Here is a 23843-nt window from a genome sequence, read left to right on the forward strand (position 1 = left end):
CATAAGTAGGTTAAGTTCATGGTAGATTTGGGGCAAAAAAAGGTGGATGTAAATCCGCCTTTTTTTATGGAATAAATTCAGGTTCAGACTTTCATAATTTCAAACAACTTATTGTCCTTCAGTATTTTATCAATTATTTTTACCGTTCATCTAAAAGTTTGAAAGTCGACGACCTTTCTGCGTATATTCGGTATACCATAGCATAAGTAGGTTAAGTTCATGGTAGATTTGGGGCAAAGAAAGGTGGATGCAAATCCGCCTTTTTTTATGGAATTTATTCAATAAAAAAAGAGCTGTTTTTCAACAGCCCTTTTTCATTTTTACGGAAAGTAAATATTATTTCGCCTTTGCGTATCTGCTTGAAACCTCTTTCCAGTTGATCACGTTAAAGAAAGCATCGATATACTCAGGACGCTTATTCTGATAATTCAGGTAATAAGCATGCTCCCAAACATCGATCCCAAGGATTGGCGTTCCGCCACATCCAATTCCAGGCATGATTGGATTATCCTGGTTGGCAGTAGAACAAACTTCTACCTTTCCACCTTTATGCACACATAACCAGGCCCATCCAGAACCGAACTGACCTGCAGCCGCCTTTGAAAATTCATCTTTGAATGCTTCAAAAGATCCAAAAGCGCTGTTAATGGCTTCAGCAAGTTCTCCTTCAGGTTTTCCTCCTCCATCTGGTGACATGATCTCCCAGAACAGCCTGTGGTTATAAAATCCACCACCATTGTTTCGAACTGCCTTATTATCCATATCAAGGTTTTGCAGAATATTCTCAATATTCTTGCCCTCAAGATCGGTTCCTTCAATTGCCGAATTCAACTTACTGGTATATCCAGCATGGTGTTTCCCATGGTGAATTTCCATAGTTCTGGCATCTATATGAGGCTCCAGGGCGTCAAAGGCGTATTTTAGTTTTGGTAACTCAAAAGACATAATTCTTCGTATTTTTAGTGATTAGTATAAAATATCTCACCCAAATTTAGCCATTCAGGCATTTAAAGGAAATTATTTAGTGTTATAAAATACTTAAAAGCAAGGTTACTTCCGGCTTCCTTATTATTTTACTTTTCAACAACCAATTCTCGCTATATTACAGGCTCAAAAATAATTCTGGATTGACTAATAGTTTCAATATTTACAATGCCTCTGCAGGCTCGGGAAAAACTTTTACGCTGGTCAAGGAATACCTGGTTCTGCTTTTCAATTCCCGGAAAAAGGATTCCTATAAAAATATCCTTGCCATCACTTTTACCAATAAGGCTGTTGGAGAAATGAAAAAAAGGATCATTGAAAGCCTTACGGATTTTACAATTGCACATGAGGAATCAGCAAAAAACCCGCTCCTTCAGGAAGTTTCCAGGGAAACCGGTTTGAGCGAAGAAGAAATACGATCACGGTCTGCTCAAATCCTTAAAAGCATCATCCATAATTACGCTGCTTTCGAGATCTCTACCATAGACGGCTTTACTCACCGCATTTTAAGAACCTTTGCCAGGGACCTGGGTATTCCCATGAATTTCGAGGTAGAACTGGACACCGAAGACATTCTAATGGAAGCTGTGGAAAGTTTAATAAGCAGAGCAGGTTCCGACCGGAAACTTACTGAGGTGCTCATAGAGTTCACGCTCACAAAAACCGATGATGATAAAAGCTGGGATATAAGCAGGGACCTTTTTGAGATTTCAAAACTGCTTATCAACGAAAACCACCAGAAATACATACAGCTTCTGAAACCCAAAACCCTGGAGGATTTTGAAAATTTCGACAGCAAACTGGTCTCAGATATCGAAATTGCTGAAAGAAGCCTTAAAGCTTATAGCGAGCATTTTTTTGACTTGATTAATAGCAACCAAGTCGAGGAAAGCTGGTTTACCCGAAAATCTGTTCCAGGTTATTTCAATAAATTATTGAAAGGTGATAAAAATGTAAATTTTGAAACCAACTGGGCGCGTAATATTGCCGATGCGCCCCTTTATAATAAATCCTTAGAACAAAGCCGAAAGGATCTCATGGACGGCCTGCAGCCAGAGATCGCCGATATATTTCAGACCACCAAAGATGCTTTTTTCAAGATCGAATATTTCACCGAGATCAGGAAAAACCTGGTACAGCTTTCTTTGCTGAACGAAATTAACAGGGAGGTTGAAAAGATCAAAAAAGAGCGAAATGTTCTATTGATCTCAGAATTCAATCCAAAAATAAGTGAACAGGTAAAAGATCAGCCGGCTCCTTTTATATATGAGAGACTGGGAGAGCGATATCAGAATTATTTTATAGATGAGTTCCAGGACACTTCCATCATGCAATGGGAAAACCTTATTCCGCTTATCGATCACAATCTTTCCCAGACTCAAACCAGTTCAGGACTTACCATAGTAGGAGATGCCAAACAAAGTATCTACAGGTGGCGGGGAGGCAGGGCCGAGCAGCTTATTGATCTTTACAACCAAAATAAGAATCCCTTTCAAATTGAACCTAACTTGATAAATCTGCCGGATAATTATAGGAGCGGTTCTAGCATTGTAAATTTTAATAACAGCTTTTTCCAGTTTGCGGCTTCCAGCCTTTCCTATCCCGATTACGCAGAATTATTCAGGCAAAGTGCTCAAAACCCCAAAAAGGGAAACTTCGGTTATGTGAATATTTCATTCCTGGAAGTAGAAAAAAGAGAGGAAGAATTCGAAAAATATCCCGCCAGGATCCTTGATATCATTTCAGAAATTGAGAAAAACGGTTATACAAGAAAGGATATTTGTATCCTTACCCGTAGGAAAAAAGAAGGTATTGCGGTTGCCGAATATCTCAGCGAGAACAGCATTCCTGTTATATCCTCAGAAACGCTTTTGATAAGTCAGTCTACCGAAGTACAATTAATAATAGACATACTTAACTTTTCCATCAATCCGGAAGACGGGCTTTTAAAATTTTCAATTTTCGACAAAATAGGCCCGGGAATAGTGCCTGAGCAGGACCAGTTCAGAATTCTCCATGAAAATCTCAAATTTCACGGAGCCGAATTTTTCAACTGGCTGGCAGATTATGATATTGACTTCGAACTTTCCAGGTTAAAAAAGCTATCGCTTTATGAAGCTTCGGAATATATTATAAGGAGTTTTGACCTGGTAAGCGGCTCGAACGCTTATGTACAGTACTTTCTTGATTTTGTTTTCGAAAACTCTCAAAAAACCACCAACAGCCTTCACGGTTTTCTGGAGAAATGGGAGAAACAGCAAAACAAACTTAGCATAGTGGTACCCGAAAGTGGCGATGCAGTAAATATAATGACCATCCATAAATCCAAGGGTCTTGAATTTCCGGTGGTGATCTATCCTTTTGCCAATTCCGAGCTTCAGGATACCCGAACCGATAATGTGTGGCTGCCAACATTTGACGAAAATATTCCGGTTGCTTATTTAAGTGCTTCCAAAAAACTGCTCAACTGGAATGAAAATTCAACAAACGCATATAACGAACTGATCGCTCATAAAGAACTGGATACATTGAATGTTTTGTATGTAGCCTGTACACGTGCTGCGCAGCAACTCTATATACTTTCTAACTATCATGAAAAACCTAAAAGCAACCCGAATGTCCCCGATTTATTAATGGATTATCTGAAATCCCAAGGTAAGTGGAGCGAAGATATGGTTTGCGAATTTGGTGATAAAGCCATGACTTTTCCTTCAAAAAACGAAGAAAGCAAAGCCTTTGCTCCTTCAAGATTTTACTCCTCTCCGGTTCAAAACCAGGCCGTGAGTATCATCACCCGGTCTGGATCCTTATGGGATTCCAAACAACAGGAAGCCATTGAAAAAGGAGAGATCGCACACGAAATCCTGGCCAGGGTAAATAAGGCACCCGATCTTCCTCATGCTTTAAGCTGGGCCATAGATTCAGGCTTGATCACGGAAGCTTCCCGATTGGAAATTGAGAACTTACTGCGTAAGATCCTTGATCACCCCGATCTAAAAGAATATTATTCTGAAGGGGTTAGAAATTATAACGAAAGGGAGCTTCTAACTTCAGAAGGAGAAAGGCTACGACCAGACCGATTGAATTTTAAAGGAAATACAGTAACCATTATTGATTATAAAACCGGTGGATTTGTAGATAAGCATGAAAAACAGATCTCAAACTATGCAAAAGCGATAAAAAACATGGGCTTTGAAGTGGATAAATGTCTACTGGTTTATACGAATGAGCCCGTTTTGATCAAAGTTGTGTAAAAGAAAATTAAATTTGTGGTTTGGTCTGCCTAATCAAAGACCATTCAATTAATAATTAAAAAATCTGATAAAAATCACACATATTATGTACGGAGCTATAAAACAGCATTTAGAAAAAGAACTGGAGGAAATCAAGGAAGCTGGGCTTTATAAAAAAGAGCGCATCATTACCAGCCCACAGGACGCGGTAATAAAAATTTCCACTGGCGAGGAAGTGATCAATTTCTGTGCAAACAATTACCTTGGACTGTCTTCACATCCAGAAGTGATAAAGGCAGCAAAAGACACCCTGGACAGCCACGGTTTTGGAATGTCGAGCGTTCGCTTTATTTGCGGTACCCAGGATATCCATAAAGAACTTGAGAAAAAGATCTCCGATTTTTACGGAATGGAAGATACCATCCTGTATGCAGCCTGTTTCGATGCGAATGGAGGGATCTTCGAACCCTTGTTAACAAAGGACGATGCGATTATTTCAGATTCACTAAACCATGCATCGATTATTGACGGAGTGAGACTTTGTAAGGCCGCCAGGTATCGCTATGAAAATGGGAATATGGATGATCTTGAAAAGCAATTGAAAGCGGCCAATGAAAGTGGCGCTAGATTCAAGCTTATCGTAACCGATGGTGTTTTCTCTATGGATGGACTTGTAGCACCATTAGACAGGATCTGCGACCTGGCCGATAAATATGATGCCCTGGTGATGATAGACGAATGTCACGCGACAGGTTTTATAGGTGAAAACGGCATAGGAACCCCGGAAGAGAAAAATGTACTGGGACGAGTAGACATTATCACAGGTACCCTGGGAAAGGCGCTAGGTGGAGCCATGGGCGGTTATACTACTGCTAAAAAAGAGATCATCGAGATCTTAAGACAGCGATCAAGACCCTATTTATTCTCTAATTCCCTCGCCCCTTCCATTGTTGGAGCCTCTATCAAGGTCTTTGAAATGCTTGAAAAAGATGACAGTCTCAGGAACAAGTTAAAGGAAAATACAGCCTATTTCAAAAAAGGGATCAAGGATGCCGGTTTTGAGATCATAGACGGGGAAGCCGCTATCGTACCGGTAATGCTGCATGACGCCAAGTTATCACAAGATATGGCCGATAAATTGTTAAAGGAAGGAATCTATGTAATTGGCTTCTTTTACCCGGTAGTTCCAAAAGGAAAGGCAAGAATTAGAGTTCAACTTTCAGCAGCTCATAATAAGGAGCATTTGGATAAGGCAATAAATGCATTTAAAAAAGTTGGAAAGGAATTGGCCGTAATCTAGTCTTAAGACAAATATTAAAATTATCTTAATTTTTTACTTAAATTACTGAGAATTAAATATTAAAATTCTAACAAAGCCCTTGTTAAGGCGCTGCAATTAAGAAAACTTTATTATTTTTATCTTTGGTTATATGCGTTAAGCGCATACTTTTGTTCACAATTAACACTTAAAACTAAACTATTAAATATGAAACATCTTAGCAAAATTGTACTGGCCACAATATTTCTTTTTGGCCTTACTTCGGTTAAGGCTCAAGATGCCGATAACCCCTGGGCAATTGGCATTGGCGTTAACGCAGTAGATTTCTATCCTACTGGTGAAGATGCTCCACTTGGAGGGTTCTTCGACGAATATTTTAACACCGGTGATCACTGGAACATTCTCCCAGCAGTTTCCAAACTTTCTGTATCGCGTTATATAGGAGCTGGATTCGTAGGGGAATTATCTGGTACCATCAATCAAATCGATAAGTATGGTGATAGAAGTGTTTCAGATCTTTCATACTATGCAGCCGATTTAAGTTTGGATTATAGTCTTCGCGCTATGTTAAACACCGGTTGGTTCGATCCTAATATTGGTATAGGTGGAGGTTACACCTGGATAGGCGATCAGGATGCTGAAGACATTTCAAACCTTGATTCATTTTCCTTAAATGGTAAGCTAGGGGTGAACTTCTGGTTTTCAGACCATGTTGCACTTTCAGTTGAATCAAAGTATAAAGAATTCTTTGAAGTAGAAACTGCTTCTCACTTCCAGCATTCAGCCGGAATTAAGTTCATCTTCGGTGGAAAAGATACCGATGGTGACGGGATCTATGATAAATACGATGAGTGTCCAGAAGAACCAGGTTTAGAAGAATTCAACGGATGTCCAGATTCTGACGGTGATGGAATCGAAGATCGTCAGGATGCATGTCCTAACGAAGCTGGTCTTGCTCAGTTTGACGGTTGTCCAGATTCTGATGGTGATGGTATCGCCGATCCAGACGACGACTGTCCTGATACTGCTGGTCTAGCTGAACTTAATGGATGTCCAGATTCTGACGGTGACGGAATCAGAGATGGTGATGATAACTGTCCAAATGAAGCTGGTCCTGCTGAAAATGACGGATGCCCATGGCCAGATAGCGATGGAGACGGAATCCTTGATAAGGATGATGACTGTCCAAACGAAGCCGGTCCTGCCGCTTCTAACGGATGTCCAGAACCATCAGCTGAAGTAATTTCTGAATTGAACGAATATTCTAAAACTGTACTATTCGACTTCAATAAAGCTACAATCCGTTCAGAGTCTGAAGAAGCTCTTCAGTCTATCGTAGACATCATGAATGAGTATCCACAAACTATTTTCCACGTTGAAGGTCATACCGATAGTGTAGGTGCTGAAGCTTATAACATGAAGCTCTCTAAAGAACGTGCTGCTTCTGTTGAGCAATGGCTTGAAGAAAATGGTGTACCAGCTAACAGATTAACTTCTGAAGGTTATGGTGAAAGCAGACCAATTGCTACCAACGACACTCCTCAGGGAAGACAGGAAAACAGACGTGTTGAGATCTCTCTTGACAAAGACAGAGAAATGAAGCAATAATTAGGAATTAGATTCTTAATAAATCATAGAAGAAAAACGCTCCGCTTTGCGGGGCGTTTTTTTATTTTAGGCCTATGGAATCATTTATTCACGAGGTATTAAAAAAACTGGACAAATCCTCGACCCCGCTTTCTGAGATCATCTTCATCCTTCCCAGTAAAAGAGCCGGATCATTTTTGCTGAAAGAGCTATCAACAATTACCGAAAAGGCAATTTTTGCACCTACTATTTACAGTATTGAGCAATTTACCGAAGAAGTATCGGGACTAGAAACTATTGATAACATTACCAGCCTTTTTGAGTTTTTCGAAGTTTACAGGCAAACTACTCCTAAAGACGATCTGGAAAATTTCGACTCCTTTCTTAACTGGGGTCAAAGCCTTATTCATGATTTCAATGAAATAGATCGCTACCTAATTGATCACCATTCTTTCTTCAATTACCTTTCAGAAATCCAGGATATCAACCACTGGTATTTAAAGGAAGAGAAAACTGAACTCATCAAACGGTATTTGAAATTCTGGAAATCACTGCCAAAATATTATGAAGCGCTAAAAGATTCCCTGTTAAAAAGCGGCCGTGGATACCAGGGTTTAATCTACAGGCGTGCGGCAGAAACAATCCAGCGGTACTCGAATATTACTTCCAAAAAACATGTGTTCATTGGCTTTAACGCGCTGAATGCGGCTGAACAGCTTATTATGCAAAAGCTGCTGGAAACGAATGTTGCAGAGGTTTTCTGGGATCTGGACCAGCATTTCTATCAGGATCCCGATCATGCAGCTTCAATTTTTATCAGGCAATATTTAAAAGAATGGGATTATTATAAAAAACAGCCTGTAACTATCAGTTCACAGCACTATTCAGAAGAAAAGGAAATAGATATTGTTGGTATTCCCAAGAACGTAGGCCAGGCAAAATACCTGGGTGAGATATTAACCGGAATGCAGCCCGACCAACTGAAAAATACGGCTATCATTCTTGGGGAAGAGGATCTATTATTGCCAGTACTCAATTCGATTCCCGAAGAGATAGGCGAACTGAACATTACGATGGGCTTCCCGGTGAAGAATGCCCCGGTGAATTCGTTGTTCGAAAACCTGTTTCATATCCATCGAATTCAGTCTGAAAATTATTATTACAAAGATGTGATAGCGATACTGGAAAGTCCTTCGCTTCAGTCTTACCTGGGCAAATCGGCAAACGAATTCTTAAACCGAATCCAGAAGGAAAACTTGGTTTATCTTTCGGCCAGCCTTATCATCGATTCCTTTCCAGATGAGCTGAAAGATACTGTTTCAGCCTGCTTCAGCCCAAAAAATAATTCCGTTAAGCAATTCCTTGATGATATTCAGAAGATCATTCAGAAAATAAAAATCCAGCAGAATAATGAAAATAATCAAATTGGTCTGGAGTTTTTGTTTCATTTTCACACCCTGTTCAACCAACTGGAAAATCTGAGTGAGAAGTATGAGCATATTCAAAATATCGACTCACTATACAGGTTCTACAATGAGCTAATGAGTACCCAGAAACTCGATTTCCAGGGAAAACCTTTTACCGGACTGCAGTTAATGGGAATGCTGGAATCAAGGGCAATTGATTTTGAAACAGTAATTATTACTTCTCTTAACGAAGGGGTGCTGCCGGCCGGAAAATCAGATAATTCATTTATTCCATACGACCTTAAACAGGAATATAAACTTCCCACGTACAGGGAAAAAGATGCGGTTTACACCTATCACTTTTACCGGTTACTCCAACGAGCCAAGAAAGTATACCTGCTTCACAATACCGAGGTTGATGGTCTTAATTCGGGCGAAAAAAGCAGGTTCCTTACCCAGCTGGAAATCGAAAAAATGTCCCGGCATAAAATGAAAAAATACCTGATAAGTCCAAATGTGCCTGGAATTAAACAGCAACTGCGCCAGGTTAAAAAAACTCCCCTGATCATGGAGCGCATTAAGTCTCTTGCAAATTCAGGTTTTTCACCTTCGGCCTTAACAACATATATAAGAAACCCTATGGATTTTTACCAGCAATATGTGCTGGGGATACGAGACCGGGAAGAGGTAGAAGAAACTGTTGCTTTTAACACCCTGGGGACAGTGGTTCATAATTGCCTGGAAAACCTGTATCGTCCCCTGGAAGGAAAGACTCTTACCAAAGACATCATTGGTTCATTTTTAAAAAGAGCCGATGAGCAGGTGACAAAGGAATTTCAGGACGCCTACAGCAAAATACCTTTAAAACAGGGTAAGAATCTACTTATTTTTGAAGTTGCCAAAAGGTATGTATTCAATTTTCTTCAATTTGAACTGAAAAGGCTCAATGAGCAGGAAGAAGTACAGATTCTCGAAATTGAAAAGGAATACAAAGCACAACTTTATATGGAAAAATTGCCTTATTCGGTTTATCTTCGCGGCAAAATTGACCGGTTCGAATTGGCAAACGGCATACCCCGAATTGTCGATTATAAAACCGGGAAAGTGGAGTCTAAAGATCTGAAACTGGACGACTGGGAGGAAATAACAAAAGATTATGATAAATACTCCAAAAGTTTTCAGGTTTTAACTTACGCTAGCTTGATTGCGCTGGAGAAAGGCCTTACATTCCCCGCTGAGGCAGGGATCATTTCTTTTAAAAATATGAGGTCTGGCTTTCTGGCTTTTGAAATGAAAAATAGCAAGCAAAAACTGATCTCCCAGGATATACTGGAACATTTCCAGGAAGAATTAAAGGCATTAATTTTAGAGATTTGCGATCCTGAAATCGCATTTGTAGAAAAAGACATTAAAAAGAATTATGGAGGTTTCTAAAGAAAAGAATATCATCGTTCAGGGACGACATGACAAACCCGTTGTAGTAGACCTGATCTTTAAAGATGATGGAAAACCTAAGCCAATCGTGATCTTTGCTCATGGTTATAAAGGCTTTAAAGACTGGGGCGCCTGGGATATAATGGGAGAAGAATTTGCAAAAGGAAACTTCTTTTTTATAAAATTCAACTTTAGCCATAATGGCACCACTCCTGAAAACCTAACCGAATTCATGGATATTGAAGCCTTTGGTGATAATAATTATGTGAAGGAGCTTGATGACCTTCAATCGGTTATAGACTGGGCTTTACTTCCTAATTTTAAATTCGCTTCCCAGATTAAGGCCGGAGATCTTAACCTTATTGGTCATTCTCGCGGTGGAGGAATCACGCTGGTCAAAGCAGCCGAAGACAACAGGGTAAGCAAATTACTTACCTATGCTTCGATCTCAGATTTTGGATCTCGATTTCCTGAAGGAAAAAAACTGGAAGCCTGGGAGAAGAAAGGAGTTAATTATATCGTAAATAGCAGGACAGGGCAGCAATTACCACATCATTATCAGTTTTACAAAAATTTCAAAGAAAATAAAGAAAGACTGAATATTAAAAAGGCAGCGAAAAAGCTTACGATCCCACACCTGGTTGCCCATGGTAGTAGCGATACCAGTGTATCTATTGGAGAAGCCGGAAATCTATTCGAATGGAGTCCTGCACCAAAACTACTGCTTATCGAGAATGCAGATCATGTATTCGGAACAAAACATCCGTGGAATGACGAAGAACTTCCAAAAGTTTTTAAGCATCTCATTCAAAAAAGCATTGACTTTCTCAACACCGATTCCCAGGAATTATGGGATGAATACGGGGAGTCTGACGACGATTAAATTAAAAAACCACTGCTGAAAACAGTGGTTTTTTTATAAAGATATGTTTCCCGACATTTTGAAAAAAGGCAAACAGGCATTTATCCATAAAAAAACCACCGCTGAAAAGCGATGGTTTTTGGTGGAGAATATCGGAGTCGAACCGATGACCTCTACGCTGCCAGCGTAGCGCTCTAGCCAGCTGAGCTAATCCCCCGGCTTGGGGCAAATGTAATAATTTTTCTGAAATAAGGAAATCTTTTATTTATTTTGAATTCATGATCCAATTAGCCCAGATTTCCGAGCTTCAGGAAATTAAAAATTTAACCGAAGCCTGCGCCAAAGCCATGCAGGGAAAAGGCATTTTTCAGTGGAATGAGCATTATCCTTCACTCCAAAAACTGGAAGAAGACATTCATAAAAAGGAACTATATGTCCTGAAAGAAGAGAAAATGATCCTTGGGATCATTGTTCTCACCAATCACATGGATGAAGAATACGTTCCCATAGAGTGGCTAAGCAAAACCAATAACAATTTGTATGTACACAGGCTGGCCGTACATCCTTCGGTCTGGGGTGAAGGTTACGGGCAACAATTAATGGATTTTGCTGAATCCATGGCCAGGCAGCAAAACTACGAATCGGTACGGCTGGATACCTTTAGCCAGAATCAAAGAAATCAACGCTTCTACGAAGCCAGGGGTTATACTAGACTGGGCGATATCTATTTCCCGAAACAAAGTGAGCATCCTTTTTACTGTTATGAACTATTGATTAAATGACAGGGGATTCTATCTTTGCCCTGCAACCAGTCATTCTTTGGAAAATTCAGTAAGTTTCAAGAGCATCAACAGGATCGCGATCCCGGCTATTATAGCTGGAATCGCAGAACCCCTAATTTCCCTCACCGATATCGCGGTAATTGGGAATGTAGATGATAATTCTGTTGAAGCCCTGGCGGCTGCAGGGATCGTTGGTTCGTTCCTATCTGCCATCATCTGGATCGTGGCTCAAACCAAAACAGCCATTTCTGCGATCGTATCCCAGCATTTGGGTGCAAACAGGTTACACGCCGTAAAGACGCTGATCCCACAGGCCATCGCTTTCAATTTCCTGTTCAGCCTGTTGATCTATATAACAACGGCCTATTTTGCAAAGGCTATATTCAGCGCCTATAATGCGGAAGGACTTATTCTTCAATATTCCGAAGAATATTACCAGATACGGGCTTTAGGTTACCCCTTAACCCTGGTTACCTTTGCGATTTTTGGAGTTTTCAGAGGTTTACAGAATACTTACTGGGCCATGAAATGTAGTTTAACAGGAGCTGCCGTTAACGTTCTTCTGGATTATCTTTTGGTTTACGGAATTGATGGAGTGATCCCAGCCATGCACCTGGCCGGAGCAGCCTATGCCAGCCTTGCTGCACAGGCAACCATGCTCATCATGGCTTTCTGGTTCTTTTTTAAGAAAACGCCCTTTCATCTTAAATTGAGCTTTACTATCAATCCCAGAATGAAAGGCCTGCTTTTGATGGCGGCCAACCTTTTTGTTAGAACCGCAGCCCTCAATTTTGCGATCTACCTAGCCAACGCCTATGCGACCGACTATGGTAAGAATTATATCGCAGCCCAGAGCATCCTGATGAACATCTGGCTGTTCTTCAGCTTTTTTATTGATGGCTATGCGAATGCAGGAAACGCTATAGGCGGGAAGTTACTGGGAGCCATGGATTATAGAAATCTTTGGGAGCTCAGTAAGAAGATCAGTAAATACGCCGTTTTCATCGCCCTGATACTAATGGGTATTTGCGCGCTTTTCTATGATGAGATCGGCCTGCTGTTCAATAAAGAGGAAAATGTCCTGGTGCTGTTCTCTTCGGTCTTCTGGATCGTACTGCTTATGCAGCCGGTAAATGCAATCGCCTTTATGTTCGATGGGATCTTTAAAGGTCTTGGAGAAGCCAAATACCTTAGGAATGTGTTATTGGTTGCAACCTTCCTCGGTTTTACTCCTACTCTACTGGTCGCCGATCATTTCGGACTTCAACTTTATGGGATCTGGATCGCTTTCTTTGTCTGGATGCTTATTAGAAGCGGAGCCCTGGTAGTTTATTTCAGAAGGAAATACCTCCATAAGGACGTTTAGTTTCTGTTAAGATGCCTTTTGCTTTTCAGCATTATGGTTAACTTTGAGGAAAAGCCTGTATTTTATGAGCACCACGCGTGAAAACGGAAGTTTATATAGCCATATAGAAAATAAGATCGCCACCGTAGAATTTGGCCACCCGGCCAGTAATTCATTTCCTTCCATTCTATTGGAAAGACTGGAAAAAGAGATCAGGAAATTATCTGAAGAAGATTCGGTAAATGTGATCCTTCTTAAATCAGAAGGTGAAAAAGCATTTTGCGCCGGCGCCTCGTTCGACGAGCTGGTAGCGATCGAAAACCTGGAAGATGGTAAGAAATTCTTTTCCGGCTTTGCCCGGGTGATCAACGCCATGCGGGAATGTAAAAAATTGATCGTTGGCAGGGTTCAGGGTAAAACTGTAGGTGGTGGTGTAGGCCTTGTCGCAGCCTGTGATTATGCGATGGCCACAGATGCAGCAGCCATCAAGCTTTCAGAGCTTAGCATAGGCATAGGCCCATTCGTGATCGCCCCGGCGGTGGAACGCAAAATGGGAGTGGATGCCCTTGCAGAACTCAGCCTTGCCGCTCATGAGTGGAAAAATGCTTACTGGGCAAAGGAAAAAGGCCTTTATGCAAAAGTTTTTGAGTCTGTAAAAGACCTGGATAAGGAGATCGAGATATTTACTGAAAAGCTGGCCTCTTATAATCCGCAGGCTCTGCTGGAGATGAAGAAAATACTCTGGAAAGAAACTCATAACTGGACATCTTTGTTGGATGAACGAGCAGCCATCTCGGGCGAACTGGTACTTTCTGATTTCACAAAAACAGCCCTGGCTAAATTCAAAAAATAAAAATGATGTTGAATCTCTTAATAGATCTGAGCAAAGAGCCATCTTATGAGGCCGGATATGAGCTGGGAAGTTTCCTGGCAGATAATATCTATCTTCTGCTAGGTTTATTGATTGGAATTGTAGCAGCTGTAATACTTAGAAAAAATCTTAAAATAAAACCATGATGCAGGAGCATTTACCAAAAGACAAGGATCCCAGTGAAGTCCAGGAATGGGGCTGGACGCTGGAAGAGTTCATCACCGAAAACTTCTGGTATCTACTGGCCGTGCTCATCCTTCTGGCCCTGTTCTTTTATGCCCGCCATCGCTGGAATGTCAGGAACCGAAGAAAATACCGCAATTAATGGAACAGGATACCTGGGAATTCTTCAACTTTTTAAGCGGAATGGGCTTATGGCTCATTCTGGCACTAATCCTAATAGGAGTATTTATCTATAAAAAATTCAGGAAATGATCAGCGTGTCTTTAACCACCCGGTGATGCTCAGGCGGGGAACCTTTACCGGTTTCACCTCATGCTCCAGTTCCTGGCTTTCAAAAATTACCACACGACCTGCCAAGGGATAAATATTCATTTCTTCTTCTTTTCCGTCCTCGTTGGTATAGATGGTTAATTCACCACCATTTTCAGGTTTCCAGTCTTCATTATTCAAATAACAAACCATCGATAATTTCCTCCTGCCATCATTCTGAAACGTGTCCAGGTGGCGCTTGTAAAAGGTTCCTTCAGGATAGACCGCGTAATGGAATTCCTTGTGCAAAATTCCCATAAAGCAGGTACGGTTAAGGTACTCAACAAGAGAGTTAATTTTCTTGAAATAAAGGTTTTCAGCAGGGCCATTGTCGGCTTCGTTGATCCAGAGAATAAAATCACCCCTGATAGATTTCTCAATGATTTCATTCGTTCTATTACCAATTGCAGCCTTTTTGAAATTATCCTCTTCATATTTCCTCATGAGACTATCCCTAAGGACATGAACCTCCTCGGCAGTGAAAAAGTCATCTACAATGCTGTACTTTTTATCCATGAGATCCTGGATAATGCTTTCGTACTGCTGATTTTCAACAAACTCAAGCTGCTCAAAAAGTTCCAATTCTGTATCTACCATGCTGAAAAAAATTTGGCAAATATAGTTCAGAAATCAAATTGAAAAGTGTTAAAAATTCAGCCATTAAAAATCGATTATCTTTGCACTAAAATCCTGTTTAAATGAGCAATATTAGAATCACTAAACAATTTTCTTTTGAAACCGGCCACGCGCTTTACGGCTACGATGGGAAATGCCGTAACGTACACGGCCACAGTTATAAGCTTAGTGTGACGGTAATTGGCCAGCCTATTACAGATAGTGATCATGTAAAGTTCGGGATGGTGATCGATTTTGGAGATCTCAAGAAGATCGTAAAGTCTGAAATAGTTGATCAATTCGATCATGCAACTGTTTTTAATAAAAATACGCCTCACGTGGAACTGGCCGAAGAACTAAAAAGCCGCGGACATCACGTTTTACTGGTAGAATACCAGCCAACCAGCGAGAATATGGTCATCGACTTTTCTGAAAAGATCAAAAAGCAACTCCCCTCACATATAAAACTACATTCCCTAAAATTGCAGGAAACCGAAAGCTCCTTTGCCGAGTGGTATGCCAGTGATAATATTTAGGGCGCATCCCCTCCGCCAAAGGCGGACAGGGTCGGGCTATACGCTTTTAGTCCCAATGGCCTGATAGCCATCGGGAGCTAAGCGCTGCTATCCCTTGCGCGTTCAGTAAGCATTAGACCTCACAGGTTTTTAAAACCTGTGAGGTCTGCCTTATCAGATCATTTCCAAGCTTTAGAGAAATCTCATATCTTTACCCCCGAACAGATCATTTATGAACATCCCCGAAGGCAAAAAAGTTTATTTCTCCAGCGACAATCACCTTGGCGCTCCAACCATGAAGGAAAGCCGCAAAAGAGAAGCGATTTTCGTGAAATGGCTGGACGACATCAAAAACAATGCTGCTGCGATTTTCCTGCTGGGAGATCTGTTTGACTTCTGGTTCGAGTATAAACACGTAGTGCCAAAAGGATTTGTTAGAACCCTCGGGAAACTGGCCGAAATAAAAGATTCTGGAATCCCGGTTTACTTTTTTGTAGGGAATCATGACCTCTGGATGAAAAATTACTTCGAAGAAGAATTGAATATCCCGGTATATCATAAACCCAAAGAATTTGAATTCAGCGGTAAAAAATTCCTGGTAGGTCATGGTGACGGACTAGGCCCCGGGGACGAAGGCTACAAAAGGATGAAAAAGGTCTTTACCAACCCCTTTGCTCAATGGCTTTATAAATGGCTGCATCCGGACCTGGGAGTTCCGCTGGCACAATACTTTTCGGTAAAGAACAAAATGATCTCGGGCGAAGAAGACCAGGAGTTTTTGGGAGAAGAGAAAGAATGGTTAATTCAGTACTGCAAGCGAAAATTAGAATCGAAACATTATGATTATTTCCTGTTTGGACATCGCCATTTACCGCTGGAAATAGACCTCAACGGAAAATCGACTTATGTAAACACCGGAGACTGGATAAGCCATTACACCTATGCCGAATTCGACGGCGAAGATCTTAAGTTGAAAAAGCTGGATTCTTAAACCGATTCCCTGATATCCTTCAGTTTTAACTGGATACTGGTATTCCCGTTCCAGGTATTTTCATCAAGGCTGTAAACAGCATCGAACTTTTTACCTGCTTTTATCAGGTCAAGTTTATCACCAAGGTTAAACCCTATCACATCAAATGCAGGACCGTTTTCATACTGTCTTACCTGGCATTTCAAATGGGTTTTGTCTCCACCAACGCATTTACCATAACCGGTATCTGTTAAGCCTCGGGATAGAAATACAGGAGACATATTTCCGGGACCAAAAGGAGCGAATTGTTTTAGTATCCTATAAAATTTTGGAGTGATATCTTTCAGTTCCAGTTCAGCATCTATACTGATCTCAGGCGTAAGCAATTTTCGATCTATGGAAGCCGAAACCACTTCCTCGAACTTCCTCTTGAAATTCTCATATTCCGATTCGAGAAGGGTTAGACCAGCCGCGTATTTATGTCCGCCGAATTGTTCAATATATTCCCTGCAACCGTCCAGGGCTTCATATACATCAAAGCCCTTGACCGATCTTGCCGAAGCCGCCAGCTTTTCGCCGCTTTTCGTAAAAACCAGCGTTGGCCGGTACCAGGTTTCCGTAAGCCTTGAAGCAACGATCCCGATCACGCCTTTATGCCAGTTCTCATTATAAACAACCGTGGTTAGTCGTTCTTCTTCCTGTAGCTCGAGGATCTGTTTTTTGGCCTCTTCGGTAATGATCTTATCGGTGCTCTTCCTATCTGTATTAAAGGTCTCTATCTCTTCAGCAAAGCCTTTAACCACTAGTTCATCCTCTTCGGTTAATAAATCCACGGCATGTAATCCATGCTTCATCCTTCCAGCAGCATTGATCCGTGGAGCCACTATAAAAACCAGGTCGGTAATCGTCACCTGCTTACGATCCCCTAAAATGCTTTTAATTCCTTTTCGAGGAGCCACATTGATCACGTGTAGCCCATGATAGGCCAGTATTCGGTTTTCGCCGGTTATTGGGACGATATCGGCTCCAATTGCTGTTGCTACCAAATCGAGATAAGGCAAAAGGATATCTTCAGGCTCCTCATTCTTTCTCACAATAGCCTGGATAAGCTTAAAACCAACCCCACAACCACAAAGTTCGTCGTACGGATATTTACAATCTTCCCTTTTTGGATCCAATACCGCAATGGCTTTAGGAATTTCAGAACCCGGCCGATGGTGATCACAAATGATGAAATCAATACCTTTCTCCTTTGCGTAAGCAACTTTTTCGATCGCCTTGATCCCGCAATCCAGAGCGATGATCAGGCTTATATCGTTATCGGCTGCAAAATCGATTCCCTGGTAGGACACGCCGTAGCCTTCTTCATAACGATCTGGAATGTAAGTAGCTACATTTGGATACCGCGATCTCAGGAAGGTAGCCATCAAAGCCACACTGGTGGTTCCATCCACATCATAATCTCCATAGACCATGATGTTCTCTCCGTTCTCCAACGCCTTCTCTATACGCTCCACCGCCAGATCCATATCCTTCATTAAAAACGGATCATGAAGATCGGCTAGCTCTGGCCTGAAGAATTTCCTGGCCTCTTCGAACGTATTGATCCCTCGCTGAACCAGAAGCCGGGCTACCGGCAATCCCACTCCCAGTTTATCTGAAAGTGTACTAACGGTAATAGTATCCGGTTTGGGTTTTAAGGTCCAGCGCATAAAATTTCGGTAAATGAATTTTGATCGAAAGTATTAAAAAAAGGAATAGCAGCTTTTAAAATTTAGCTCAATATTTCACGAACTCTTTTCTGAATTTGGGGCACTACTTCCTCCTCGAACCATGGGTGCTTACTGCGCCAGAATCGGTTCACAGGGGAGGGATGAGGAATAGGCCAGTGATCAGGTAAAAACTGATCGTAATTTCTTACTTTCTCTGTAAGATTTCCTTTTGAACTTAGATAATAACTGGTTGAATAAGCACCGATCAAAAATTTCAGTTTGACATTTTCCAGTTCTCTCCAAACTTCTTCATGCCACATGGGTGCACATTCCTTGCGCGGAGGCAGGTCACCGGTTTTTCCTTTTCCAGGATAACAAAAACCCATGGGAAGAATCGCGAAATTTTCAGAATCATAAAAGGTTTCCTCATCAACACCCAACCATTCCCGTAACTTTTTACCACTCTGGTCTTTCCAGGCGACTCCGGATTCATGTACCACTCTTCCCGGAGCCTGGCTTATAAGTACAATTTTTGAATTCTTACTGGCTTCAATGATCGGTCTTGCGCCAAGTGGCAGATGTGCCTGGCAAACCTTACAATCCCTTATATTCGTTAATAGTTGTTCCAAATCATAATTTTCCGGCCACCACGATCACGATCTCTCCCCTGGGAGGATTACTGGTATAATGTTCCAGAACCTCTTTGGCAGTACCTCTAATACTTTCTTCATGCATTTTGGTGATCTCTCTGGAAACCGAAAGCCTTCTTTCTTCCCCAAAATATTCCACAAAATTTCCCAGTGTCTTGATAAGCTTGTGAGGAGATTCATAAAAGATCATGGTTCTTGTTTCTTCGGCCAGCAATTTAAGCCGGGTTTGTCTTCCTTTCTTAACTGGTAAAAATCCTTCAAAAACGAATTTATCATTCGGAAGCCCGCTATTTACAAGTGCAGGTACAAAAGCCGTGGCTCCAGGCAGGCAGTCAACCTCGATTCCGTTTTCCACACAGGCACGGGTAAGTAAAAACCCAGGATCAGAGATCGCTGGCGTTCCGGCATCACTGATCAATGCTATGGTTTCTCCAGATTGGATCCTTGAAACGATCTGATCCACCGTTTTATGCTCATTATGCATATGATGGCTTTGCATGGGGGTGCCAATCTCGAAATGTTTCAGCAACTTCCCGCTGTTACGGGTATCCTCGGCAAGAATAAGATCAACCTCCTTAAGAACCCGGATAGCTCTTAAAGTAATATCTTCCAGGTTGCCTATAGGAGTAGGCACCAGAAACAGTTTTCCCATAAAATTCGCTTCTTATTTATCGAACTTATTTTCGATGTGGGCCATAAACCGGTTTTCGTGTTCCTCTTTTCCTTCCCAGTGATTATAATCTGGTTTTACAACCAGGTTGATGAATTTGGTAGCCTCTTCATGGCTGGTAAAGGTATTCAACTGGGAAAGAACGCGGTTATAATCGGCTGTATTTCCATCGAACAAATGCTTGATATAGGCAAGGCGTTCGTTAAGGCCAATATTGATGCCCTTCTTCAGCCGGTCGTTGAGAGACCTTGGTTTATTCTCTTCTGCCTTCTTATTGTTTACCGGCTCAAAATCTGGCAGGTTATCATAGTCTACCCCGATATTCCTGAAATCCTTTTTTGGCTTATGTTCAACCGTCTTTGAACCTGAAGATTCCCTGATGGAATTCAGGTCGTTCATCATGATATCTACCTTCTCGGTTTCCGGTGGCATCTGGGCCACGATATCCTTGATCTTTTCGGTAGCGGGTTCGGTAATCGCCACAGAATCCTTATTATACTCGGTTCCGTCTGGATGAAATTCATCATAAGACTGTGTTCTGGAAATGCGTTGTGGCATTTCGACTTCCAGTTCCTCATCTTCTTCAGCTTCCGAAACATCCAGGTGTTTTTCAGTAAAACTAAGCACCGTTAATTTCTCATAAAGGTGCCTGGCTAGCTTTTTAAGTTCTTTCGCATCCATATCCCCTTTTTTCTGAAGGATCAGTTCTGCGATATGGATCAAATCGGCTTCAATTTTCTTTTTCATTGTAAACTATTTTTCGATTAAACGTTAAAATATTATGGATCGAGGAATCATGAATTTAGTTCAAAATCTGTTCCGAATTCGATTTGAAAACTTTAACGAATAGGCCCTCAAGCGGGTTGTATTTTTAATAAATTTGTTCCACCTTTATGCGAAAGAGGTATTTCCCCATTTCGATTTGAAAAATACAAAATGTTTCTCGAAAATACAGTAAATCACGAAGAGCAATTTGGTTGGATAGAGGTTATTTGCGGCTCTATGTTTTCCGGAAAAACCGAAGAGCTGATCCGTCGTCTTAAGAGGGCGAAATTCGCCAAGCAAAATGTCGAGATCTTCAAACCTGCCATCGACACCAGGTACGACGAGGAAATGGTAGTTTCTCACGATTCCAACGAAATTCGCTCTACTCCGGTACCTTCAGCAGCCACTATTCGGATTTTGGCAGACGGTTGTGATGTGGTGGGGATCGATGAAGCCCAATTTTTCGATGCGGAGATCGTAACGGTTTGTAACGACCTTGCCAACCAGGGAATACGCGTTATCGTAGCAGGTCTGGATATGGATTTTAAAGGAAATCCTTTCGGCCCCATGCCTAATCTAATGGCGACCGCAGAGTATGTGACCAAGGTCCATGCGGTTTGCACTCGAACCGGGAACCTTGCACAGTTCAGTTACCGGAAGTCGATCAATGACGACCTTGTATTCCTGGGGGAAAATGAAGAATATGAACCTCTGAGTCGAGGCGCCTATTTTAAGGCCATGCTGAAGGAAAGGGTAAAAAAGATCGATGTAAACGACCCGCAGGAATTGAATTCAAAACAAAAGGAGGAAAATGCCGAAGGCTAAAGAAAGTGTTCTCGAGATCAATCTTGGAAATCTTGCCCATAATTATCGCTATTTAAGATCAAAATTAGACAAAGAGGTTAAGTTCATGTCTGTTGTCAAGGCTCATGCCTACGGAAGTGATTCGGTAGTCATTGCCCAGAAACTGCAGGAACTGGGAACCGATTATTTCGCTGTTGCCTATGTGGAAGAAGGTGTTCGTTTAAGAGAAAACGGAATCACACTTCCCATCCTGGTGCTGCATCCGCAATTCCATAATTTTGAGGAGATCATTGAACATTGCCTGGAACCCAATATTTACTCTGAAAAGATACTCAGGACTTTTATAGAAATTGCCGAAAAACAAAAGCAGAAGAACTATCCGGTTCACATCAAGTTGAATACTGGCCTCAACAGGCTGGGTTTTGATCAGCCAGAATTAGATACCGTATTCGAGCTTATTTCAGGAACCGGCAGCCTGAAGGTCGCTTCGATTTTTTCACATCTTGCGGCCAGCGAAGACTGGAAAGAACGGGAGTTCACGCTTGGCCAGATAGACCTCTTTCGAAAAATGGCCTGGCAGCTGGTTGAGAACTTGGGATATGAACCATTGCTACATATTTGCAATACCTCTGGTGTGATCAACTATCCGAAGGCCGCATTCACTATGGTTCGAAGTGGGATTGGCCTTTATGGTTACGGAAATGATGAAAATGTGGATCCTTACCTGAAACCTGTCGGCACTTTGAAAACCATTATTTCACAAAAGCGAAACCTGGAAAAAGGTGCTACAGTTGGTTATAACCGCGTATTTAAGGTAGAAAAACCCAGTGTGATCGCAACTCTTCCCATTGGTCATGCCGATGGCATCAACCGCATCTACGGAAAACAAAAAGCCGGCGTCTTCGTGAACGGCAAATATGCACCTATAATTGGCAACGTTTGTATGGATATCATCATGGTAGATGTTACCGACATCGATTGTGATGAAGGCGATGAAGTGATCGTTTTTGGAGGACCTCAACATCCGGTAGATTTTGCCGAGGCCGGAGGCACCATTTCCTATGAATTAATTACCGGAATCCAACGCCGGGTCACCCGGAAAGTGATCCCGGAATAACTGTATTCTCCAATATTTAAGTTTTTTATCTAAATTAGGGCCTCAACTAACTCCTAATACTAATATTTATGGCCTTTTTAAAAGACTTTAAAGCATTCCTTTTTCAGAAGGACATCGTAATGCTTGCTACTGCCGTTGTGATTGGCGCAGCATTTAACAAGATCGTAACCTCTGTGGTGAACGATGTGATCATGCCAATCATAGGCCTGCTTACCGGCGGAATTGATTTCACCCAGAAATTCATTTCACTCGACGGGGAGAGCTATGCAGACCTTGCCGCTGCACAGGAAGCCAACGCTGCCGTGATCACTTACGGGAACCTGATCCAGGCGATCATCTATTTCATAATCATTGGCTTTTTCATATTTTTGGTGCTGAGAGCTTACGAGAGAACCAAGAAAAAAGAGAACGTGGAAGAAGCTCCGGCTCCAAAAGGTCCTACTCAGGAAGAGATCCTTTTAGAGATAAGAGACGAATTGAAAAAACAGAATTCATAAAGAAGTACGCTTACCGCTACATTACTCATTTAAACACCAAACCCCCGGAAAAAACCGGGGGTCTTTTTTTTACAAATCTCACAAATTCGTAAAAATTGAACACTTCAGGTTTTTTTTTCAATCCATAGTATCGCCTGTTCCAATTCAACTAATACCTTTGCAATCACATTTTTAAAATTCTTGGCTAATTATGAAAGTAGCTGTTGTTGGAGCCACCGGAATGGTGGGAAACGTAATGTTAAAAGTACTTGAGGAAAGAAATTTTCCTTTAACTGAATTAATACCGGTAGCTTCGGAAAGATCGGTAGGAAATAAGATCGAATTCGCAGGAAAGGAATATGAAGTAGTTGGATTGGAAACAGCGGTTTCGATGAAACCGGAGATCGCCTTATTTTCAGCCGGTGGAGACACTTCGCTGGAATGGGCACCAAAATTTGCTGCAGCCGGCACTACCGTGATCGATAATTCTTCAGCCTGGAGAATGAATCCTGAAAACAAACTGGTTATTCCGGAGATCAATGCAGATCTGCTTTCAGCTGAGGATAAGATCATCGCCAATCCAAACTGTTCTACCATTCAGCTTTTAATGGCATTGAAACCGCTTCATGATGCTTATAGGATCAAACGTGTGGTGGTTTCGACTTACCAGTCAATCACCGGAACCGGGGTAAAAGCTGTAAAGCAGCTGGAAAACGAATATGCCGGAGCTCAGGGAGAAATGGCCTACCCTTACCCAATTCACCGTAATGCGTTGCCTCACTGCGACGTGTTCCAGGACAACGGGTATACCAAGGAAGAAATGAAACTTACGAACGAAACCAAGAAGATCCTTGGCGACGACTCGGTAAATGTGACCGCTACCGCCATCAGGATTCCTGTGGTTGGCGGGCATTCTGAATCGGTGAATATCGAGTTCGAAAGAGATTTTGATGAAGTGGAAGTAAGGCAGTTGTTAAATGATTTCCCCGGAATCAAAGTCCAGGATAATCCAGGTGTGAACACCTATCCTATGCCTATCTATGCTGAAGGGAAGGATGATGTTTTCGTAGGCCGAATCAGGAGAGATCATTCCCAGCCAAACAGTTTGAACATGTGGATCGTGGCCGATAACCTTAGAAAAGGAGCCGCTACAAATGCCGTTCAGATCGCTGAATATTTGATCGAAAACAAGCTGGTATAAAATCAAAAAATATTTGAATATCTTTAAAGGCCTGATAAATTAAACTTTCAGGCCTTTTTTTGGTCTAAGAAAT

Annotated in this window: 22 protein-coding genes and 1 tRNA gene; 16 read left to right on the forward strand and 7 right to left on the reverse strand. The window is 41.6% G+C overall.

What is annotated here, in order from left to right; translation table 11 throughout:
* Positions 1–336: 336 nt before the first annotated feature.
* On the reverse strand, positions 337–945 hold the full coding sequence (locus MKO06_RS04755) for a superoxide dismutase (protein WP_241549513.1): 609 nt from the start codon (positions 943–945) through the stop codon (positions 337–339).
* Between the two features lie 182 nt (positions 946–1127).
* Between MKO06_RS04755 and MKO06_RS04760 the strand changes: the two genes are divergently transcribed.
* The 5 genes from MKO06_RS04760 to MKO06_RS04780 all read left to right on the forward strand — a co-directional run bounded on the left by MKO06_RS04760 (position 1128) and on the right by MKO06_RS04780 (position 10806).
* Complete coding sequence (locus tag MKO06_RS04760; protein ID WP_241549514.1) at positions 1128–4238, forward strand: UvrD-helicase domain-containing protein; 3111 nt, start codon at positions 1128–1130, stop codon at positions 4236–4238.
* A gap of 85 nt (positions 4239–4323) precedes the next feature.
* The gene (kbl, locus tag MKO06_RS04765) at positions 4324–5517 is read left to right on the forward strand and encodes a glycine C-acetyltransferase (RefSeq protein WP_241549515.1); all 1194 of its coding nucleotides are present in this window, start codon (positions 4324–4326) and stop codon (positions 5515–5517) included.
* Between the two features lie 186 nt (positions 5518–5703).
* A complete protein-coding gene (locus MKO06_RS04770) occupies positions 5704–7104 on the forward strand; it encodes an OmpA family protein (RefSeq protein ID WP_241549516.1) in 1401 nt (466 codons plus the stop codon).
* A 74-nt stretch (positions 7105–7178) separates the two neighbouring features.
* A complete protein-coding gene (locus MKO06_RS04775) occupies positions 7179–9923 on the forward strand; it encodes a PD-(D/E)XK nuclease family protein (RefSeq protein ID WP_241549517.1) in 2745 nt (914 codons plus the stop codon).
* Positions 9910–10806: an alpha/beta hydrolase family protein gene (locus MKO06_RS04780; protein ID WP_241549518.1), complete on the forward strand. Its 897-nt coding sequence runs from the start codon at positions 9910–9912 to the stop codon at positions 10804–10806. Before MKO06_RS04775 ends, MKO06_RS04780 begins: the two co-directional genes overlap by 14 nt.
* A 119-nt stretch (positions 10807–10925) precedes the next feature.
* On the opposite strand, the gene MKO06_RS04785 is transcribed toward MKO06_RS04780, so the two are convergent.
* A tRNA-Ala gene (locus tag MKO06_RS04785) sits at positions 10926–11002 on the reverse strand.
* Between the two features lie 61 nt (positions 11003–11063).
* On the opposite strand from MKO06_RS04785, the gene MKO06_RS04790 reads away from it, so the two are divergent.
* The 5 genes from MKO06_RS04790 (at position 11064) to MKO06_RS04810 (ending at position 14108) form a co-directional block, all read left to right on the forward strand.
* Positions 11064–11567 (forward strand): GNAT family N-acetyltransferase, encoded by a 504-nt coding sequence (locus tag MKO06_RS04790; protein WP_241549519.1) that lies wholly within the window; start codon positions 11064–11066, stop codon positions 11565–11567.
* Between the two features lie 37 nt (positions 11568–11604).
* The gene (locus MKO06_RS04795; RefSeq protein ID WP_241549520.1) at positions 11605–12933 is read left to right on the forward strand and encodes an MATE family efflux transporter; all 1329 of its coding nucleotides are present in this window, start codon (positions 11605–11607) and stop codon (positions 12931–12933) included.
* 64 nt (positions 12934–12997) lie between these two features.
* Positions 12998–13765 carry an enoyl-CoA hydratase/isomerase family protein gene (locus MKO06_RS04800; RefSeq protein WP_241549521.1) on the forward strand — a complete coding sequence of 256 codons (768 nt, stop codon included), beginning with the start codon at positions 12998–13000 and terminating at the stop codon, positions 13763–13765.
* A 2-nt stretch (positions 13766–13767) separates the two neighbouring features.
* Positions 13768–13929, forward strand: a complete 162-nt coding sequence (locus MKO06_RS04805) for a hypothetical protein (protein WP_241549522.1) — start codon at positions 13768–13770, stop codon at positions 13927–13929.
* Positions 13926–14108 carry a hypothetical protein gene (locus MKO06_RS04810; protein WP_241549523.1) on the forward strand — a complete coding sequence of 61 codons (183 nt, stop codon included), beginning with the start codon at positions 13926–13928 and terminating at the stop codon, positions 14106–14108. The genes MKO06_RS04805 and MKO06_RS04810 overlap by 4 nt, the downstream gene beginning before the upstream one ends.
* 110 nt (positions 14109–14218) lie before the next feature.
* Here the strand turns inward: MKO06_RS04810 and MKO06_RS04815 are convergent, their stop codons facing one another.
* On the reverse strand, positions 14219–14872 hold the full coding sequence (locus MKO06_RS04815; RefSeq protein ID WP_241549524.1) for a 2OG-Fe(II) oxygenase: 654 nt from the start codon (positions 14870–14872) through the stop codon (positions 14219–14221).
* 101 nt (positions 14873–14973) lie between these two features.
* Between MKO06_RS04815 and MKO06_RS04820 the strand changes: the two genes are divergently transcribed.
* Positions 14974–15426, forward strand: coding sequence for a 6-pyruvoyl trahydropterin synthase family protein (locus MKO06_RS04820; protein ID WP_241549525.1), 453 nt, complete (start codon positions 14974–14976; stop codon positions 15424–15426).
* Between the two features lie 211 nt (positions 15427–15637).
* Positions 15638–16396 carry a UDP-2,3-diacylglucosamine diphosphatase gene (locus MKO06_RS04825; RefSeq protein ID WP_241549526.1) on the forward strand — a complete coding sequence of 253 codons (759 nt, stop codon included), beginning with the start codon at positions 15638–15640 and terminating at the stop codon, positions 16394–16396.
* Here the strand turns inward: MKO06_RS04825 and recJ are convergent.
* From recJ to MKO06_RS04845, 4 genes are all read right to left on the reverse strand, one after another.
* A complete protein-coding gene (recJ, locus tag MKO06_RS04830) occupies positions 16393–18087 on the reverse strand; it encodes a single-stranded-DNA-specific exonuclease RecJ (protein WP_241549527.1) in 1695 nt (564 codons plus the stop codon). The genes MKO06_RS04825 and recJ overlap by 4 nt on opposite strands.
* A gap of 62 nt (positions 18088–18149) precedes the next feature.
* Positions 18150–18716, reverse strand: coding sequence for a uracil-DNA glycosylase family protein (locus MKO06_RS04835; protein ID WP_241549528.1), 567 nt, complete (start codon positions 18714–18716; stop codon positions 18150–18152).
* A gap of 1 nt (position 18717) precedes the next feature.
* Entirely contained in the window at positions 18718–19389 is a 672-nt protein-coding gene (gene rsmI, locus MKO06_RS04840) for a 16S rRNA (cytidine(1402)-2'-O)-methyltransferase (RefSeq protein WP_241549529.1), read from the reverse strand.
* A 12-nt stretch (positions 19390–19401) separates the two neighbouring features.
* A complete protein-coding gene (locus tag MKO06_RS04845; protein ID WP_241549530.1) occupies positions 19402–20154 on the reverse strand; it encodes a hypothetical protein in 753 nt (250 codons plus the stop codon).
* Between the two features lie 189 nt (positions 20155–20343).
* On the opposite strand from MKO06_RS04845, the gene MKO06_RS04850 reads away from it, so the two are divergent.
* The 4 genes from MKO06_RS04850 (at position 20344) to MKO06_RS04865 (ending at position 23770) form a co-directional block, all read left to right on the forward strand.
* Complete coding sequence (locus MKO06_RS04850; protein ID WP_156280479.1) at positions 20344–20997, forward strand: thymidine kinase; 654 nt, start codon at positions 20344–20346, stop codon at positions 20995–20997.
* Positions 20984–22093, forward strand: a complete 1110-nt coding sequence (alr, locus tag MKO06_RS04855; protein ID WP_241549531.1) for an alanine racemase — start codon at positions 20984–20986, stop codon at positions 22091–22093. The genes MKO06_RS04850 and alr overlap by 14 nt, the downstream gene beginning before the upstream one ends.
* A 68-nt stretch (positions 22094–22161) precedes the next feature.
* Positions 22162–22590, forward strand: coding sequence for a large conductance mechanosensitive channel protein MscL (mscL, locus tag MKO06_RS04860; RefSeq protein WP_241549532.1), 429 nt, complete (start codon positions 22162–22164; stop codon positions 22588–22590).
* A gap of 190 nt (positions 22591–22780) precedes the next feature.
* Positions 22781–23770, forward strand: coding sequence for an aspartate-semialdehyde dehydrogenase (locus tag MKO06_RS04865; protein WP_241549533.1), 990 nt, complete (start codon positions 22781–22783; stop codon positions 23768–23770).
* Positions 23771–23843: the final 73 nt, after the last annotated feature.

Origin of the sequence: Christiangramia oceanisediminis, assembly GCF_022570735.2 — a bacterium.
In the GTDB taxonomy this organism is placed as follows: Bacteria; Bacteroidota; Bacteroidia; order Flavobacteriales; family Flavobacteriaceae; genus Christiangramia; species Christiangramia oceanisediminis.